Origin of the sequence: Pseudomonas sp. BF-B-30, assembly GCF_019956305.1 — a bacterium.
Classification (GTDB): domain Bacteria; phylum Pseudomonadota; class Gammaproteobacteria; order Pseudomonadales; family Pseudomonadaceae; genus Aquipseudomonas; species Aquipseudomonas jessenii.
This window is the reverse complement of the sequence record NZ_JAHBDG010000001.1, coordinates 160,639-178,620: the sequence shown is the minus strand read 5'-3', so window position 1 is coordinate 178,620 and position 17,982 is coordinate 160,639. Positions and strand designations below refer to the sequence as shown.

Sequence of the window (17,982 nt, the reverse complement as noted above, 5' to 3'; positions counted from 1 at the left end):
GCGGCTACTCATCGAGGGCCGAGCGTTGTTAGCGCAACGCTCACTACGAGCCCGGATACATTAGCGCAAGCCAGCTTTACCGAAAACAGCCCATGGGGTTGCAGGAGATGGGCTGACCATACATTTTATTGCCGGCAAAAAAGGCAATTACCCTCTCTCTGTAGGAGCGAGCTTGCTCGCGATGAACCTGAGAGCACCACGGGGTGTCAGGTTTCCCGCGTCATCGTTGACGACCATCGCGAGCAGGGCTCGCTCCTACATGGGATTTGTGGTGCATATAGATCCTGTGTGGGAGCGGGCTTGCTCGCGAAGGGGCCACCGCGGTCTATCAGACTGCCGTCGCCCCCAACGCCGCCACAATCCTCTGCAACTCAGGCGCATCCCCCTCGATCCGCACCTGCAATCCGTCGATCTCACGGCGCGAAGGATAATTCTTGCGCAACACATCAAATGCCGCTCGTTGCTCGCTGACACTGCCGACAAGGCTGCGACGGAAGTCCGCATCGTCACGTCGCGGGTCATACACGCCACGGCACAGCATCGCCAGCGCCCAGGCCGGGTCACTTTGCGCATTGAGGGTCACGTGCGACAGCCACGGCGCCGGCAGCAAATCGCCCAGGCTGACCCGGGCTGGCTGCCCAAGGAAATCGCAATAGGCCTGATAAATCTGTGCGGTGCCCCGCTGCTTGCCGTCGAGGCTGTAACCGGCAATGTGTGGCGTTGCCAGCACGCAGAGTTCGGCCAGCGCCACGTCGACTTCAGGCTCGCCTTCCCAGACATCGAGCACCGCTTGCAGGTCTTCGCGCTCCAGCAGCACGTCGCGCAGTGCTGCATTGTTGACCACCGGCCCGCGACTGGCATTAATCAGCCAGGTGCCGGACCTGAGCTGGTTCAGGCGTTTTTCATCGAACAAATGCCAGGTCGATTGCTGACCCTGTTTAGTCAATGGCGTGTGCAGACTGATGACGTCGCACTCGTCGATGATCTGCTCGAGGCTGACGTAGTCTCCACCTTCCGCAGTTTGCCGTGGCGGATCGCACACCAGCACCTTCCAGCCCAGGCCTTGCAATACCTTGACCAGGCGTCCACCCACTTCGCCTGCACCGACCACGCCGTAGGTACGCCGGGTCAGGTCGACACCCTCGATTTCGGCCAGGGTCAGCAGACTGCCGAGCACATAGTCGACCACGCCACGGGCATTGCAGCCCGGCGCGCTGGACCAGGTGATACCGGCCTGCTGAAAGTAATTCAGGTCCAGATGATCGGTGCCGATGGTGCACGTACCGACAAAGCGCACCTTGCTGCCCTCGAGCAGCGCGCGATTGACGTTGGTCACCGAGCGCACCAACAGCACATCGGCCTGCTCGACCGTGGCACGGTCGATGGCGCGACCCGGTACCCGGCGGATTTCACCGAAGCCTTCGAAGAAGGCATCGAGCAGAGGGATATTTTCGTCGGCAACAATCAGCATGGCAGGCTCCTTTGGCGGGTTGGCAGTGTAGGCGCAGAATTCATCTCTGTGTAGGAGCGAGCATGCTCGCGATGGGCGTTAACGATAACGAGGGCTGCCTGAATGAACGCGGTGCCCTCACATTCATCGCGAGCGAGCTCGCTCCTACAGGGAGAGCGGAGCGATTACAAATACCCAACACAGTCTTTTCCTGACCGAAGCGTCAACGCGTAGAATGCGCAGCCCTGCGCATCAAAACCTCTGGACGCTTCGCTTGTGAATTCCGTGACTGACACTACCGCCGCCCCACGCACGACCCCGGTTCGCCTGGAACTCAAGGGCCTGCTCGGCCTGGCCCTGCCGATCATGATCGCGCAACTGGCCACCACGGCCATGGGCTTCGTCGATGCGGTGATGGCCGGCCGCGTCAGCCCACGGGACCTGGCATCGGTGGCCCTGGGCAATTCGATCTGGATTCCGGTCTACCTGTTGATGTCCGGCGTCCTGCTGGCAACCACCCCCAAGGTCGCGCAACGCTTTGGTGCCGGGCAGTTTGACGAAATCGGCCCGCTGGTACGCCAGGCGCTGTGGCTCGCATTGTGTGTCGGGTTGATCGGCAGCGGCCTGTTGCTCGGCGCCGAGCCGATCCTGCACTGGATGAAAGTCGATCCGCAATTGATCGAGCCGAGCATGGGTTACCTGCACGGGATCGCCTTCGGCTTGCCGGGCATGGCGTTCTATTACGTGCTGCGCTGCTACAGCGATGGCATGGGTCGGACCCGTCCGAGCATGGTCATCGGCTTGTGCGGCCTACTGCTGAACATCCCGCTGAACTACACGTTGATCTATGGCCATTTCGGCGCCCCGGCCCTGGGCGGCGTCGGTTGCGGCTGGGCCAGCGGCATCGTGATGTGGTTCATGGCGTTGAGCATGGCCGGCTGGACCTTCTGGGCCCCGTTCTATGCCCGCACCCGTGTGCTGGTGCGCTTCGACCGGCCGAAATGGGCCGTGATCAAGCGCCTGGTCAGCATTGGCCTGCCGATCGGTATCGCCGTCTTCGCCGAGTCCAGCATCTTCGCGGTCATCGCCCTGTTGATCGGCAGTCTCGGCTCCACCGTGGTGGCAGGGCATCAAATCGCCCTGAATATCAGCTCGTTGTTGTTCATGATTCCTTACTCGCTGGGCATGGCGGTGACCGTGCGGGTCGGCCAGGCACTGGGGGCCGGCAATCCCTGGCAGGCGCGCTTCGCGGCGAAGGTCGGGCTTGGCGCGGCACTGGTGTTCGCGGCGTTCTCGGCGGCACTGATCCTGCTCCTGCGCGAACCTATCGCCTCGATCTACACGCCTGACAAGGCCGTGATCCAGATTGCGTCGATGTTGATTGTGTATGCCGCGCTGTATCAGTTTTCCGATGCCATCCAGGTGATCTGCGCCGGTGCGCTGCGTGGGTACCAGGACACTCGGGTGACGATGATCCTGACCTTGTTCGCCTATTGGGGCATCGGCCTGCCGGTCGGCTACGTGCTGGGACTGACCGATTGGTTCGGCCCGGCCAGCGGCCCGAGCGGGCTGTGGGAAGGGTTGATTGCCGGTTTGAGCTGTGCGGCGCTGATGCTGTCGATCCGACTGACGCTCAGTGCCCGCCGGCGGATTCGTAACAGCCAGGGTTGATCGCCACAACGCTGTAGGAGCGAGCTTGCTCGCGAAGTTCGTGAACGATAACGCGCAAATACCAGATGCCCAACGGCGCCTTCGTTATTTTCGCGAGCAAGCTCGCTCCTACAGGGGGTTTGTTGGTTAAACAGACTTCTTGCGAATCCAGTAGAGGTAGGTGCCCTCATCTTCGTGCTGTGCCACCAGTTCATGGTCGAGAAACACACAGAACTTGGGAATATCGCGACGGGTCGACGGGTCAGTGGCGATCACCTTGAGCAGGCCACCGGGCACCAGATCACGGATGTGCTGGTGCAGCATCATCACCGGCTCGGGGCAGTTGAGGCCGGTGGCGTCGAGGGTGCCGTCTACCGGCGTATCAAGCATTTCACTCATGATTCACTCCTGAAGCTGGCCGGCATTGTCGCGCATTGCCGGGTGTAACGTCATCTGTGGCATTACGCCGCCCTTGTGGGATGACCACTGACCTGTGGGAGCGGGCTTGCTCGCGAAAGCGGTGTGTCAGCAGCGTTGATGTCGACTGACACGACGTCTTCGCGAGCAAGCCCGCTCCCACATTGGTCCATCGGTATCAGCGGGATTTCGGTTTCTTCACATCAATCCGACGCAAATGGCAGGTCACTTCCTCGCGGTCGTGGTACAGCTGCTTGCAGCCAATCTCGACCTTGATACCCCGGGCCTTGAAGCCATCGGCAATGCGCTCGAGCAAACGCTTCACTTCGGCATAGCGCTGTTTCATCGGCAGCTTGAGATTGACCACCGCCTCGCGGCAATGGCCGTCGCCGATCCACTCTTCCAGCATCGCGGCATTGCGCGCCGGCTTCTCGACGATGTCGCAGACCATCCAGTCCACCGGTTGCTTGGGCTTGAAGGTGAAACCGTCAGCCATCAAGTGCTGCACCAGACCGGTGTCCATCAGGCTTTCGGCCATCGGGCCGTTGTCGATGGCGGTCACCAGCATGCCACGGTTGACCAGTTGCCAGGTCCAGCCACCAGGGGCGGCCCCCAAGTCAACGCCGGTCATGTCGCCATGCAGGCGCTCGTCCCACTGGTCGCGCGGGATGAAGTGGTGCCAGGCCTCTTCCAGCTTCAGGGTCGAGCGGCTCGGCGCCTCGCGGGGGAACTTCAAACGGGGAATGCCCATCGGCCACATCGCCGAGTTGTTCGACTCCGCCAGGCCCATGAACACTTCACGGCCGCTCTTGAACGTCAGCAGCAAACGCGGCTTGTGGGCATCTTCCACCAGCTTGCCGGCCGCCATCAGCGCCTTGCGCAGGTGCACTTCGAATTTCTTGCAGAAGTTCGACAGTTCCTTGCCGTCGTTGGTGTCGACCATTTCCAGCCACAGGCTGCCGCACAGCGGAAAGTCCGCCATATGGGCGAGGATCACGCTGATGCGGTCGGTTTCCGGCAGATCGATGAAAATCCCCCGGGCCCATTGGCGCGGGAAGATCAGCTCGGCAAAACGCTGCCCGCGCATCAGGCGCTCGGCGCCGTCTTCTTCGGTGCAGACAAACTCGGCGCAGGCAGTAGCCGCCTTGGCCTTGGCATAACCGGCCACGTTCAAGCGCGCGGCGAGGTCGGAAATCTCGGAACAGACTTCGCCTTCGAAGCCCGGCCGGCAATGCATGAATAGGGTGTTCATTAATACTCCTGGACCCTGTAGGAGCGAGCCTGCTCGCGATGGACTCAAGGACGGCGCGTTATTCAGGAAACACGCGTTATCGTTAACGTCCATCGCAAGCAGGCTCGCTCCCACAAAGAGAGACCGCTTGCCCTGAAGCAAAGCCTGTCATGAAAACCGGCGCATGATAGCCGAGATCGGAAGCTGGAGCTTGTCGATAGAGCCCGGTTATTAGCCAGCTACTGAAAACAGAGCTAGGTTTAATGTTCTGCCCATCCCCTCAGTCCGTAGCCGTGCGGACTCAAAGGAGTGATTGCAATGCCGTCCCTCGATAGCCTGAATACGCTCAAGACCCTGCAAGTCGGCAACAAGACCTACCACTACTTCAGCCTGCCCGAGGCCGCCAAATGCCTGGGTGATCTGGACAAGTTGCCGATGTCGTTGAAAGTCCTGCTGGAAAACCTGCTGCGCTGGGAGGACGAAAAAACCGTCACCGGTGCCGACCTCAAGGCACTGGCCGCGTGGCTCAAGGAGCGTCGTTCCGACCGCGAAATCCAGTACCGCCCCGCGCGAGTGCTGATGCAGGACTTCACCGGCGTACCGGCGGTGGTCGACCTGGCCGCGATGCGCGCGGCGATGGCCAAGGCCGGCGGCAATCCGCAACGGATCAACCCGCTGTCGCCGGTGGACCTGGTGATCGATCACTCGGTGATGGTCGACAAGTTCGCCAGCAGCAGCGCCTTCGAGCAGAACGTCGACATTGAAATGCAGCGCAATGGCGAGCGCTATGCGTTCCTGCGCTGGGGCCAGAGTGCCTTCGACAATTTCAGCGTGGTGCCGCCGGGCACCGGGATCTGCCACCAGGTGAATCTTGAATACCTCGGCCGCACAGTCTGGACCAAGGACGAGGACGGTCGCACGTACGCCTTCCCGGACACACTGGTTGGCACCGATTCCCACACCACCATGATCAACGGCCTCGGCGTGCTTGGCTGGGGTGTCGGCGGTATCGAGGCGGAAGCGGCGATGCTCGGGCAACCGGTGTCGATGCTGATTCCCGAAGTCATCGGTTTCAAACTCACCGGCAAGCTCAAGGAAGGCATCACCGCCACCGACCTGGTGCTGACCGTGACCCAGATGCTGCGCAAGAAAGGCGTGGTGGGCAAATTCGTCGAATTCTACGGCGACGGCCTTGCCGACCTGCCCCTGGCCGACCGCGCGACCATCGCCAACATGGCCCCGGAATACGGCGCCACCTGCGGCTTCTTCCCGGTGGACGACATCACGCTGGATTACCTGCGCCTGTCCGGCCGGACCCTGGAAACGGTGCAACTGGTCGAGGCCTACAGCAAGGCCCAGGGCCTGTGGCGCCTGCCCGGCCAGGAACCGGTGTTCACCGACAGCCTGGCGCTGGACATGGGCAGCGTCGAAGCCTGCCTCGCGGGGCCGAAACGTCCGCAGGACCGGGTGACCCTGCCGAATGTCGCGCAAGCGTTCAGCGACTTCACCGACCTGCAATTCAAGCCCACCAGCAAGGAAGAAGGCCGCCTGGAAAGTGAAGGCGGTGGCGGTGTTGCCGTCGGCAATGCCGATATGGCCGGCGAAGCGGATTACGATTTCGAAGGCCAGACCTATCGCCTGAAAAACGGCGCCGTGGTCATCGCCGCGATCACCTCCTGCACCAACACCTCCAACCCCAGCGTGATGATGGCCGCTGGGCTGGTGGCGAAGAAGGCCGTGGAAAAAGGCCTGCAACGCAAACCCTGGGTGAAGAGCTCGCTGGCCCCCGGTTCGAAAGTGGTCACCGACTACTACAAGGCGGCCGGCCTGACCCAGTACCTCGATGAATTGGGCTTTGCCCTGGTCGGCTATGGCTGCACCACTTGCATCGGCAACTCCGGGCCACTGTCGGAGCCCATCGAGAAAGCCATCCAGCAAGCCGACCTCACCGTGGCCTCCGTACTCTCGGGCAATCGCAACTTCGAAGGCCGGGTGCATCCTTTGGTGAAAACCAATTGGCTGGCCTCCCCGCCGCTGGTGGTGGCCTATGCGCTGGCCGGCACGGTGCGCACCGACCTCAGTCGCGAGCCGCTGGGCGATGGCAAGGACGGCAAACCGGTGTACCTGCGGGACATCTGGCCAAGCAGCAAGGAAATTGCCGACGCCGTGAATCAGGTCAACACCGCCATGTTCCACAAGGAGTACGCCGAAGTGTTTGCCGGTGACGAACAATGGCAGGCGATCAAGGTACCGCAGGCGGCGACCTATGTCTGGCAGGACGACTCGACTTACATCCAGCACCCGCCGTTCTTCGACGACATCGGCGGCCCAGCGCCCGTGGTCAAGGATGTCAGCGGCGCCAGGATCCTCGCACTGCTCGGCGACTCGGTGACCACTGACCACATTTCCCCGGCCGGCAACATCAAGGTCGACAGCCCGGCAGGGCAATACCTGCGCGACAAAGGCGTGGAACCGCGGGACTTCAACTCCTACGGCTCGCGGCGTGGCAACCATGAAGTAATGATGCGCGGCACCTTCGCCAACATTCGCATACGCAACGAAATGCTCGGCGGCGAAGAAGGCGGCAACACCCGCTACATTCCCACCGGGGAAAAAATGTCGATCTACGACGCAGCCATGCGCTATCAGGCTTCGGGCACTCCGCTGGTGGTGATCGCCGGCCAGGAATACGGCACCGGCTCGAGTCGCGACTGGGCGGCCAAGGGCACCAACCTGCTGGGGGTGAAAGCGGTCGTCGCCGAAAGCTTCGAACGGATTCACCGCTCCAACCTGGTGGGCATGGGCGTGCTGCCGTTGCAATTCAAGCTGGATCAGAACCGCAAGAGCCTGAAACTGGGCGGCAGCGAAACCCTGGACATCCTCGGCTTGACCGGCGTCGAGCTGACGCCACGGATGAACCTGACGCTGGTCATCACCCGCGAAGACGGCAGCCGCGAGAAGATCGAAGTGTTGTGCCGCATCGATACGTTGAATGAGGTGGAGTACTTCAAGTCCGGAGGGATTCTGCATTATGTGTTGCGGCAGTTGATTGCTTCGTAACTGATGAGCAATACACAGACAGACACCGCCTCCGGGCGGTGTTTTTGTTTATGTCGCCTACATCCCTATAATCGCGCGCCACTTGAAATGGAATCGCCCCAAATATTGTGTCCGACACACAACCTGTGGGAGCGAGCTTGCTCGCGATCGGTCGATACATTCAACACTCCGTCATCGCGAGCAAGCTCGCTCCCACAGGGGATTAGGGGTGCACAGCGTAATCCCGACACAAGGACTTTACATGCCTGCCCTGCCATGGACTTTTCTGGCCCTGCTCTGCCTCGGCTACGGATTGGCGCTGACCCACGGTCACCTCGATTGGCTGGCGGCAATCTCGGTAATGCTGCTGTTGATCGCAGGCTTCACCGTTCGCCAACAAGTAATCCCTGGTCTACGCATCCTCGGCCACGGCCTGTTCATCGCCTTGGCGCTAGCCCTGGCATTGCACTGGCTACCGGGCTTCCATAACGGTCGCGGCATTGCTCTGCAGCGCTTCAGCGAAAACGCCGTGCCGTTTTCCATGTTCCTGAACCTGGATAAACCCCTGATCGGCTTCTGGCTGCTGTTGGCCTGCCCATGGATAGTCGGTCGCTGCTCGTTGCGCTCCTTCCTGTATGCCACCGTGCTGTCACTGGCGTTGAGCGCCGTGCTGGCATTGGGCGGTGCACTGTTGCTGGGCATCATCGCCTGGGCGCCGAAATGGCCGGACCAGGCCTGGCTATGGATGCTCAACAACCTGCTGCTAGTAACCCTGGTCGAGGAAGCGTTGTTTCGCGGCTATATCCAGGGCGGACTGAGCCGGATCATGAAAACCCTGCCCCAGGGTGAAACCCTCGCCCTGCTGCTGGCGTCTCTGATCTTCGGCCTGGCCCACGCCGGGGCTGGCTGGCAATGGGTGGTACTGGCGAGTCTGGCCGGGGTCGGTTACGGCCTCGCCTACCGTTTCGGTGGATTGGGCGCAGCCATCCTCAGCCACTTCGGCTTGAACCTGATGCACTTCGCACTGTTCACCTACCCGATGGCGGGATAGTCACCGCGACGAACCAAACAACCGTATGACAGAAAGTAACAGCCGAGCCTTGACCCTCCCCCCCTACACCACTAGAGTGCACGCTTTTAAAATGGCCCCGGTAGCAGTTAGCCACCGGAGATAGCCGTACAGTTGCGCGGGAACGGAATCCAGACGCCTCTCCTTCCTTCTGCCTGTGCGGTTTTCACACTTGATATCGCAACTTGCGCAGCCCCTATGTTCAATAAAATCCTGGTCGTTTGCATCGGCAACATCTGCCGAAGCCCCACCGTCGAGGCCCTGCTGAAAAGCAGACTGGCCGAGCGCGGCATTGATGTGAGTTCAGCGGGCATCCACGCCCTGGTGGACAAACCCATGGACAGCACCGCGCTGGAAGTCTTGCGCGAACACAATGGCGACCACCCGGACCACAAAGGCCGGCAACTGACCCGCGAACTGCTGCAACAGGCTGACCTGATCCTCACCATGGAAACAGGCCACGTTAAACGCATCGTGCAAATGGCGCCGGAAGCACAGGGCAAAACGTTCCTGCTGGGCAAGTGGCAGAACAACCAGGAAATCCCCGACCCCTATCGCCAACAGAAGGTCGCCTTCGAACACGTCTACCAACTGATGACGCAAGGCGTCGACAGCTGGTCGCAAAAACTATAATCACCCCTTGTAAAAGTACCCCGCATGCAAAGCCCAAACAGCCTCCCAATCCAGGAACACCGCGACGACGATGACGACATCGATCTGCTCGCACTCTTCGGCACCTTGATCGATAGCAAGTGGATCATTGTTGGCATCACTGCGTTCTTTTGCGCGGTGGGTGTTGCGTATGCACTGTTGTCGACGCCGATTTATCAGGCGAATGCGCTGGTGCAGGTTGAAGAGAAAAAAGGCGGCATGGCTGCGCTGGGCGGCATGGGGGAAATGAGCGAGATGTTCGGTGGCACCTCTCCGGCGGTGACTGAAATTGAGCTGCTTAAATCCCGCGCAGTACTGGGCAAGGCTGTGGAGAACCTGAAGCTCGATATTATTGTTGACCCGAACTATTTCCCGCTGATTGGCCAATTTCTGAGCCGGCGCTTTGAGCCGGTGAGTGAAAACCAGGTGGCCTCGCCACTGCTCGGTCTCAACAGCTTCACCTGGGGTGGAGAAAAACTCGATATCTTCCAACTGGAAGTGCCTGATGCTTACCTGGGCAAGGGGTTGACACTACGCTCTGAGGGAAATGGTGCCTTTGCTCTGCTGAATGAAGATGACGAAGTCCTACTTCAGGGTCAAGCAGGTGAGAAACTGGAGCAAAATGGCTTCAAACTGCAAGTTTCGACACTGAATGCCAATACCGGCGCTCTATTCACTGTTACCAAGCAGCGTCGCCTCAATACCATTCTCAAGTACCAAGAAGATGTGTCGGCCGCTGAACGTGGTAAAGAGTCCGGCATCATCGCGCTGTCGCTGGAAAACGAAGATCCCGATCTGGCTAACAAAGTACTGGATGAAATCAACCGTCTTTACGTACTGCAGAACGTGCAGCGTAACTCCGCCGAAGCCGCGCAAAGCCTAGACTTTCTGCGCAGCCAGCTGCCGGATGTGCGCAAACAACTTGAGAAGGCCGAAGGTCAGTTGAATGCCTACCAGAGCAGTGCCCGCTCCGTAGACATCACTATCGAAACCAAAGCTGTACTCGATCAGATCGTAGCCCTGGAAACCCTGATTTCCGAGTTGAAGTTCAAGCAAGCCGAGATGGAACACCGTTTCACCCGCGAACATCCGTCCTACCAGGCACTGATGACCCAAATGGGTCAGCTGGATCAGCAGAAACGCGGACTGGAAAAGAAGGTTAAAAACCTACCAGAAACCCAGCAGGAATTACTGCGCCTGACCCGTGACATGCAAGTCACCACCGACATCTACACTCAGTTGCTGAACAAAACCCAAGAGCTGGATATTGTCCGAGCCGGTACGGTAGGTAACGTCCGCGTGATCGACTCGGCGGATGCGAACATCGATAAACCGGTCAAACCGAAAAAAGCGCTGGTCGTTTTGATCGCAACGCTGCTCGGCGGCTTGATTGCCGTGGCCTACGTACTGGTTCGTAAAGCGATGAATCGTGGCGTCGAAGACCCAGAGGTCATTGAGCAACTCGGCATCCCGGTTTATGCCTCAATCCCTCTCAGCAAGGGTCAATCCTTGATTGAAGGCACATTAAAGGGCAACAACCGCGCGTCTACCGGCTCCCTGTTGCTAGCCGTGAACAACCCTGCCGACCTCGCCGTGGAATCGTTGCGCAGCCTGCGTACCAGCCTGCACTTCGCGACCCTTGAAGCGAAGAACAACATTCTGATGATCTCCGGCCCAAGCCCGGCCGTGGGTAAATCCTTCGTATCGTGCAACCTGGCCGCCATCATTGCCCAGACCGGACAAAAGGTACTGCTGGTCGACGCTGACATGCGCAAAGGCTACCTGAACAAAATGTTCCGCATGGACGTGAGCAATGGCTTGTCCGATCTGCTCGCCGGCAAGATTGATCTGAACAAGGCAACCCACTCCACCGAAGTGGACAACCTGCACGTCATCACCCGTGGTCAGATCCCACCAAACCCATCCGAACTGCTGATGCACAGCAACTTCACTCGGTTCCTGGAGCAAGTCAGCAGCCAGTACGACCTGGTGATCATCGACACCCCGCCAATCCTCGCAGTGACCGATGCCGCTCTGGTGGGCCGCCAGGCCGGCACAAGTCTGATCGTGACCCGTTTCGGCGTAAACGCCGCCAAAGAGATCGCAGTGACCAAGCGCCGCTTCGAACAGAACGGCATCGTGGTCAAGGGTGCGATTTTCAACGCCGTGGAACGCAAAGCTTCGGCGTACGGCTATGGTAGCTACAGCTATTATCAATACGAATACGCCTCGGACAAAAAGTGACACCGGACATCAGGGCAGCGCCGCTGCCCTGATTCACCCATGAGAGCCCTCAGCATGCCTCGCCCGCACCCTCCCCCACGCTGGTACCTGATCCAGTGCAAACCCCGGCAAGACGCCCGTGCCGAGGAAAACCTGATTCGCCAGAGCTTCACTTGCTACCGACCAACTCAACGGATCGAACGTATTCAGCGCGGTCGCCGCAGTACGTCAGTGGAGTCTCTCTTCCCCGGCTACCTTTTTATCCAGCTCGACCAACTCAACGATAATTGGCACCCGATCCGCTCTACCCGCGGAGTCAACCAACTGGTGACGTTCGGCAAACTACCGATTGCGGTCGCTGACGATCTCATCGAGCAATTGCAACAGCAACTCAACGAGGCACCAGTCGAGTCCGCAGCACTCGAACCCGGCGACAGGGTGCGCATCAACCGCGGCAGCTATAAGGAACTGGAAGCGATTTTCCTGGCCCGCGACGGTGCCGAACGCATCGTGATCCTGCTCCAGCTCCTGCACCGCGAACACACCCTCAGCATCCCGATTGACGCAATAGAAAAAACCTGATCACCCCTATCGTTTTGCTCACCTAAAACAACAAAAATAAACACCAACGACTGACTTGCGAGCGCTGAAATTGCTTGCAATGTCGAACCATGCCCGAACCACAGCAAATCTGGCTAAAAACCGCTCCTCGCCCAATAAAAACGCCGCTTTTATTGGATCCATCCTACAAATTCGTCTTCACTTTTCCTACGAATTCAGTAGAATGCACCCTCGGCTGAGGTTAACTACTTCACTCCGGCAGGATGCCTTGCACAGCCCCCCGTTGTGCCGCCGTCAAGGAACAGACGCATAGTCCTCTGCTGAGCCATGGCTCGGCCTGCCCGATTGACTCCCTCATACCCAAAATAAACTGCCAGCGCTCGCGCATCGGCTCATTCGTCGCACCCACGGCGCACGTTCTCAGGAAACCAACGGTCAATCCTGGGGCGGTAGCGTGCCCAAAACCTTGATATTGGCCAAGGCGAGTGCGTTCCCTGTCACGGATAAGGGAAACGCCACGACACAGACCGGTTTGTGCCAGTGGCTCAAACAGCAACCAAAGCTGCATGGCGTGAACACTCCAGACAGCAGGCATGCCCAGGAAGGCTATGTCCAAATCGACGCAAGGGACATTATTTTGATTCGCAAGCGCAACACCACGCTACCAGCCGGTCGCGGTCTTACGTTCTGGACCCAATGGCTTGCCGCAATCTGCGCACTCATCCTCCTGCTCTGTGCGCTGGCAACCATGAAGACCGGGGAAGTCGAAGCCCACTACCGGATACTCTCGGCATTCATACTGCTCGGCTCGGTACCCGCCTACTCCATGATGCAGGTCTACCATAAACACCATGGTTATTTGGTAGGACTAGGCCGATTGTTGGCTGGCTGGCTGGTGCTACTCTCCGGCTTGACCGTCGTGGCGTTTATCACCAAAACCAGTGCGCTTTTTTCCCGCGAAGTTATTATCAGTCTCGCGCTCGGCGGTTTCGCACTTCAAGCCTGCCTCTATGTGCCGCTGCACAACCTCTCCCGGCGTTACCAGCAAAAGCTGCAAGCCGCCCGCACCTCGCTGATTATCGGCACCGGCGACCTGGCCCAAGAACTCGCGGACAAATTGGTTCGCAATAGAAACGAACCACTGGTTGGCCTGGTAGCCGCGGACGACCAACCGTCGCCCAGCAATGGCCTGTACCCGGTGATTGGCAGCCTTGCCCACCTGCGGGACCTTATCGCAACCCACCAGATTCGGCGCCTCTACATCGCATTGCCGCTGACAGAAGCCGAACAGATCGAAGGCCTGTACATCGACCTGCTGGACTCCAGCGTCGACGTCATCTGGACCCCAGATCTGCAAAGCCTGATCCTGCTCAACCACTCCGTAAGTGATATCGAAGGCCTTCCCGCCATTCACTTGAACGAGAGCCCACTGACGTCCTACCCCACCGCCGCCGCCTCTAAAGCGATAATGGACCGGACCGTCGCACTCATCGCGATCATTCTCCTCAGCCCGGTATTGTTGGCCACTGCCATCGCCGTCAAATGCTCATCCCCTGGCCCCATCCTGTTCAAACAGAAACGCCATGGCTGGAACGGCAAGATCATCAAGGTCTGGAAGTTTCGCTCGATGCGTATGCACGACGACAAGGAAGTCAAACAGGCCAGCCGTGACGACCCTCGAGTAACCCGCGTCGGTCAGTTCATCCGCCGCACTTCCCTCGACGAACTACCGCAACTGTTCAATGCCCTGCAAGGCCGCATGTCACTGGTAGGCCCCCGCCCTCACGCCGTGGCGCATAACGATTACTACACCGGAAAAATCGATGCCTACATGGCTCGACACCGAATCAAACCGGGGATTACCGGTCTTGCTCAAATCAGTGGTTATCGCGGCGAGACAGAAACCATCGACAAGATGGAAAAGCGTGTAGAGCTTGATCTCGCGTACATCAACAACTGGTCGTTGTGGCTCGATATCAAGATTCTGATCAAGACCCCGCTCACTTTGTTGTCAAAAAACATCTACTGAAGTCCGTCTGCGGCTCCTCGCTGTAGTGCGCTCTTCCGCTGCGCACTCTTGACTCAAACGAACACCCATAAAATGGCCCGTATTCAATGAAAACCCTCTGCGTCTTTGGCACCCGCCCCGAAGCTATCAAGATGGCTCCACTGGTTCTTGCACTTGCGTCTGACGATCGCTTCGATGCAAAAGTCTGCGTTACAGGCCAACACCGCGAGATGCTTGACCAAGTTCTTGACCTGTTTGCCATCCAGCCAGATTTCGATCTGAACATCATGAAACCTGGCCAGGATCTTACGGACGTCAGCACGGCCATCATGCAAGGTTTGAAGAACGTATTTGCGGACTTCAAACCAGATGTCGTTTTAGTGCACGGAGATACCGCGACCACCTTCGCGGCCAGTCTTGCGGCCTACTACCATCAGATTCCGGTCGCACACGTTGAAGCAGGGCTACGTACCGGCAACCTTTACTCGCCTTGGCCTGAAGAAGGCAACCGTAAGCTGACCGGCGCACTGGCTAACCTGCACTTCGCACCCACTGAAACCTCGCAAGCCAACCTATTGCGTGAAGGCGTCAACCCTGAAAGCATCGTCGTTACAGGCAATACCGTGATCGACGCACTACTTGGAGTAATCTCGCGTCTCGATCAGGACCAGGTACTCAACAACGCAGCAGCAGCACCCAGCGCATTTCTTAATCCTGGCAGGAAATTGATCCTCGTTACCGGTCATCGTCGAGAAAGTTTTGGTGATGGCTTTGAGCGAATCTGTCAGGCGCTTATGGAAGTTGCCCAACAACATCCAGAGGTAGATATCGTCTATCCCGTGCACCTCAATCCCAATGTACGCGAGCCTGTAAATCGCCTACTGACTGGCATCGGCAATGTCCATTTGATTGAGCCTCTGGACTACCTCCCTTTCGTATACATGATGAGCCGTGCGCACATCATCTTGACTGACTCGGGTGGCATCCAGGAAGAAGCCCCATCTCTGGGCAAGCCAGTACTTGTGATGCGCGATACAACGGAACGGCCAGAAGCCGTCGCCGCAGGCACCGTGGCACTTGTTGGCACCGAAACCGCAAATATAGTTCGCGAACTGAACCGTTTACTAGGCGACCCGGTCGCCTACCGCACTATGAGTTACGCCCACAACCCATACGGTGATGGGAAGGCCTGCCAGCGCATTCTTGAAGCGTTGCTAGCGCAATAAAAACGCTATCCACCTTAACGGTCGTTGCTTCGATCCGCTGTCGTTCGCTTAAAAATTACATTTAAAATTTATATCTCAAGGATATGTCATGCCATTTGCAACCATCTCCGTCATTGGTTTGGGTTATATCGGCTTGCCCACCGCAGCTGTTTTTGCCTCGCGCAAAAAACAGGTGATTGGCATCGACGTTAACCAACACACTGTCGATACTATCAATCGAGGTGAGATTCATATCGTTGAGCCAGACTTGGACATGGTTGTACATGCGGCTGTGACCGAAGGCTACTTGCGCGCGACCACCAAACCGGAACCCGCCGATGCTTTTCTGATTGCCGTTCCCACGCCGTTCAAGGGCGACCATGAGCCGGACCTGAGCTACATAGAATCTGCCAGCAAAAATATTGCCCCGGTGTTGAAGAAGGGTGATTTGGTCATTCTTGAGTCGACCTCTCCGGTCGGCGCTACCGAACAAATGGCCGCTTGGCTCGCCGAAGCTCGACCAGACCTGAGTTTCCCGCAGACTCATGGCGAAAGCTCCGACATCCGTATTGCTCACTGCCCTGAGCGAGTACTGCCCGGTCATGTGCTGCGCGAACTGGTGCAGAACGACCGAGTAATTGGCGGTATGACTCCAAAATGCTCAGAGTTAGCCATCAGCCTTTACAAGGTGTTTGTCCAAGGTGACTGCATTGTCACCAACGCCCGCACAGCGGAAATGTGCAAGCTCACCGAGAACAGCTTTCGCGATGTGAATATCGCATTCGCCAACGAACTCTCGATGATTTGCGACAAGCTTGATATCAATGTTTGGGAACTGATTCGGCTGGGCAACCTCCACCCGCGTGTCAACATTCTGCAACCTGGCCCGGGTGTCGGCGGCCACTGCATTGCAGTAGATCCATGGTTTATCGTCAGCAGGACGCCGGAACAAGCGCAGTTAATTCGCGTGGCCCGCGAAGTGAATGACAGTAAGCCGCAATGGGTGATCGAAAAGGTGAAACTGGCAGTCGCCGAATTCCTCCAAGCCAACCCTGAGAAAACCTCCAAGGAAGTAACCATAACCTGCTTTGGCTTATCCTTTAAACCGGATATTGATGACTTGCGGGAAAGCCCGGCAGTGACGATAACCCAGCAGATCGCAGCTACACACCCAGGGCGGGTGTTGGTAGTGGAGCCGAATATTCATGAGTTACCTGCCAAGCTGGCTGGCAAGTTAACTCTCAGAAGTTTAGAGCAGGCCCTGGCTGAAGCCGATGTAGTGGTGCTGCTGGTCGATCACAAGGAGTTCAAGGAAATCCCTGCAACTACGCTCGAAGACCGCAAAATTGTCGATACGCGTGGAATCTGGACAGCATGAAGATTTTGGTCACGGGCGGTGCCGGCTTTATCGGTTCGGCTGTCATTCGTCACATCATTCGCAACACAGACGACAGCGTGATCAGTCTCGACAAGCTAACCTACGCTGGCAATCTCGAATCCTTGGCCGAGATCAGCTCCAGCGAGCGTTATACCTTTGAACATGCTGATATATGCGACCGCGTCGAAGTCGAGCGGATATTCCGGGAGCATCAGCCGGATGTGTTAATGCACCTAGCCGCCGAGTCCCATGTCGACCGCTCCATAGACGGGCCAGCAGCCTTCATCGAAACCAACATCGTCGGCACCTATACCCTATTGGAAGGCGCTCGAAAGTATTGGCAAGGACTGGATGCAGAGCGCAAGGCCGCCTTCCGCTTCCACCATATTTCGACCGATGAGGTGTACGGAGACCTGGAAAACCCTGAACATCTGTTCACCGAAACCACCCCCTATGCACCCAGCTCGCCCTACTCTGCGAGCAAGGCCAGTTCAGACCATCTGGTTCGTGCCTGGCGCCGCACCTATGGCCTGCCTACGTTAGTGACCAATTGCTCGAACAACTACGGACCTTATCATTTTCCCGAAAAACTGATTCCGCTAGTGATTCTCAATGCACTGGAAGGCAAGCCATTGCCGGTGTATGGCAGAGGTAACCAGATTCGCGATTGGCTCTACGTGGAGGATCACGCTCGCGCTTTATACAGAGTGCTGACCGCAGGTCAGATCGGCGAGACCTACAACATTGGTGGTCACAACGAGAAGCAAAACATCGAAGTCGTCCACACTATCTGTGATCTGCTCAACGAACTGCGCCCTCTCGCAAACACCACTACCGCAGCGATACAAGCCGAAGGCCTACCTAACGAACATCTCCGCTGTTACAAGGACTTAATCATCCATGTCCAGGACCGTCCCGGTCATGACCTGCGCTACGCCATCGACGCCGGTAAGATTCAGTGCGAATTGGGTTGGACACCGATAGAAACCTTCGAGTCTGGCATTCGCAAGACCGTTGAATGGTATCTGAACAACCTAGAGTGGTGCCGCCGCGTACAGGACGGCAGCTATCAACGTGAACGCCTCGGCGCTATTGAATAA

Annotated in this window: 13 protein-coding genes; 10 read left to right on the top strand and 3 right to left on the bottom strand. The window is 58.1% G+C overall.

Translation table 11 applies throughout. The features are described 5' to 3' along the window. Positions 1-328: 328 nt before the first annotated feature. Positions 329-1,471 carry a 4-phosphoerythronate dehydrogenase PdxB gene (gene pdxB / locus KGB29_RS00800; protein WP_223616178.1) on the bottom strand — a complete coding sequence of 381 codons (1,143 nt, stop codon included), beginning with the start codon at positions 1,469-1,471 and terminating at the stop codon, positions 329-331. A gap of 255 nt (positions 1,472-1,726) precedes the next feature. Here pdxB and KGB29_RS00795 point away from each other — a divergent pair, with 255 nt between their 5' ends. After that, positions 1,727-3,121 (top strand): MATE family efflux transporter, encoded by a 1,395-nt coding sequence (locus KGB29_RS00795; RefSeq protein WP_057715662.1) that lies wholly within the window; start codon positions 1,727-1,729, stop codon positions 3,119-3,121. A 126-nt stretch (positions 3,122-3,247) separates the two neighbouring features. On the opposite strand, the gene tusA is transcribed toward KGB29_RS00795, so the two are convergent. Next, positions 3,248-3,499: a sulfurtransferase TusA gene (tusA, locus tag KGB29_RS00790; RefSeq protein ID WP_056721984.1), complete on the bottom strand. Its 252-nt coding sequence runs from the start codon at positions 3,497-3,499 to the stop codon at positions 3,248-3,250. Between the two features lie 196 nt (positions 3,500-3,695). Next, the gene (rlmM, locus tag KGB29_RS00785) at positions 3,696-4,769 is read right to left on the bottom strand and encodes a 23S rRNA (cytidine(2498)-2'-O)-methyltransferase RlmM (RefSeq protein WP_095943297.1); all 1,074 of its coding nucleotides are present in this window, start codon (positions 4,767-4,769) and stop codon (positions 3,696-3,698) included. Positions 4,770-5,066: 297 nt separating this feature from the next. Between rlmM and acnA the strand changes: the two genes are divergently transcribed. The 9 genes from acnA to rfbB all read left to right on the top strand — a co-directional run bounded on the left by acnA (position 5,067) and on the right by rfbB (position 17,982). Then, positions 5,067-7,808: an aconitate hydratase AcnA gene (gene acnA / locus KGB29_RS00780; RefSeq protein ID WP_223616177.1), complete on the top strand. Its 2,742-nt coding sequence runs from the start codon at positions 5,067-5,069 to the stop codon at positions 7,806-7,808. Positions 7,809-8,049: 241 nt separating this feature from the next. Further along, positions 8,050-8,838: a CPBP family intramembrane glutamic endopeptidase gene (locus tag KGB29_RS00775; protein ID WP_223616176.1), complete on the top strand. Its 789-nt coding sequence runs from the start codon at positions 8,050-8,052 to the stop codon at positions 8,836-8,838. Positions 8,839-9,054: 216 nt separating this feature from the next. Continuing rightward, entirely contained in the window at positions 9,055-9,489 is a 435-nt protein-coding gene (locus KGB29_RS00770; RefSeq protein ID WP_007974078.1) for a low molecular weight protein-tyrosine-phosphatase, read from the top strand. 24 nt (positions 9,490-9,513) lie between these two features. Further along, positions 9,514-11,751, top strand: coding sequence for a polysaccharide biosynthesis tyrosine autokinase (locus KGB29_RS00765; protein ID WP_223616175.1), 2,238 nt, complete (start codon positions 9,514-9,516; stop codon positions 11,749-11,751). A 54-nt stretch (positions 11,752-11,805) separates the two neighbouring features. Continuing rightward, positions 11,806-12,312, top strand: coding sequence for a transcription/translation regulatory transformer protein RfaH (gene rfaH, locus KGB29_RS00760; protein WP_159389600.1), 507 nt, complete (start codon positions 11,806-11,808; stop codon positions 12,310-12,312). A gap of 616 nt (positions 12,313-12,928) precedes the next feature. Beyond that, positions 12,929-14,320, top strand: a complete 1,392-nt coding sequence (locus tag KGB29_RS00755; RefSeq protein WP_223616181.1) for an undecaprenyl-phosphate glucose phosphotransferase — start codon at positions 12,929-12,931, stop codon at positions 14,318-14,320. Between the two features lie 86 nt (positions 14,321-14,406). Next, the gene (gene wecB, locus KGB29_RS00750; protein ID WP_223616174.1) at positions 14,407-15,525 is read left to right on the top strand and encodes a non-hydrolyzing UDP-N-acetylglucosamine 2-epimerase; all 1,119 of its coding nucleotides are present in this window, start codon (positions 14,407-14,409) and stop codon (positions 15,523-15,525) included. An 88-nt stretch (positions 15,526-15,613) separates the two neighbouring features. Continuing rightward, positions 15,614-16,882, top strand: coding sequence for a UDP-N-acetyl-D-mannosamine dehydrogenase (wecC, locus tag KGB29_RS00745; protein WP_223616173.1), 1,269 nt, complete (start codon positions 15,614-15,616; stop codon positions 16,880-16,882). Next, positions 16,879-17,982: a dTDP-glucose 4,6-dehydratase gene (gene rfbB / locus KGB29_RS00740; protein ID WP_223616172.1), complete on the top strand. Its 1,104-nt coding sequence runs from the start codon at positions 16,879-16,881 to the stop codon at positions 17,980-17,982. Before wecC ends, rfbB begins: the two co-directional genes overlap by 4 nt.

Bases quoted from the DNA above. Each gene is read 5' to 3' on its own strand.
- rlmM (WP_095943297.1), bottom strand. From the start codon at position 4,769: ATGAACACCCTATTCATGCATTGCCGGCCGGGCTTCGAAGGCGAAGTC.
- rfaH (WP_159389600.1), top strand. From the start codon at position 11,806: ATGCCTCGCCCGCACCCTCCCCCACGCTGGTACCTGATCCAGTGCAAA.
- rfbB (WP_223616172.1), top strand. From the start codon at position 16,879: ATGAAGATTTTGGTCACGGGCGGTGCCGGCTTTATCGGTTCGGCTGTC.
- KGB29_RS00765 (WP_223616175.1), top strand. From the start codon at position 9,514: ATGCAAAGCCCAAACAGCCTCCCAATCCAGGAACACCGCGACGACGAT.
- tusA (WP_056721984.1), bottom strand. From the start codon at position 3,499: ATGAGTGAAATGCTTGATACGCCGGTAGACGGCACCCTCGACGCCACC.
- wecB (WP_223616174.1), top strand. From the start codon at position 14,407: ATGAAAACCCTCTGCGTCTTTGGCACCCGCCCCGAAGCTATCAAGATG.
- acnA (WP_223616177.1), top strand. From the start codon at position 5,067: ATGCCGTCCCTCGATAGCCTGAATACGCTCAAGACCCTGCAAGTCGGC.
- wecC (WP_223616173.1), top strand. From the start codon at position 15,614: ATGCCATTTGCAACCATCTCCGTCATTGGTTTGGGTTATATCGGCTTG.
- KGB29_RS00770 (WP_007974078.1), top strand. From the start codon at position 9,055: ATGTTCAATAAAATCCTGGTCGTTTGCATCGGCAACATCTGCCGAAGC.
- KGB29_RS00775 (WP_223616176.1), top strand. From the start codon at position 8,050: ATGCCTGCCCTGCCATGGACTTTTCTGGCCCTGCTCTGCCTCGGCTAC.
- pdxB (WP_223616178.1), bottom strand. From the start codon at position 1,471: ATGCTGATTGTTGCCGACGAAAATATCCCTCTGCTCGATGCCTTCTTC.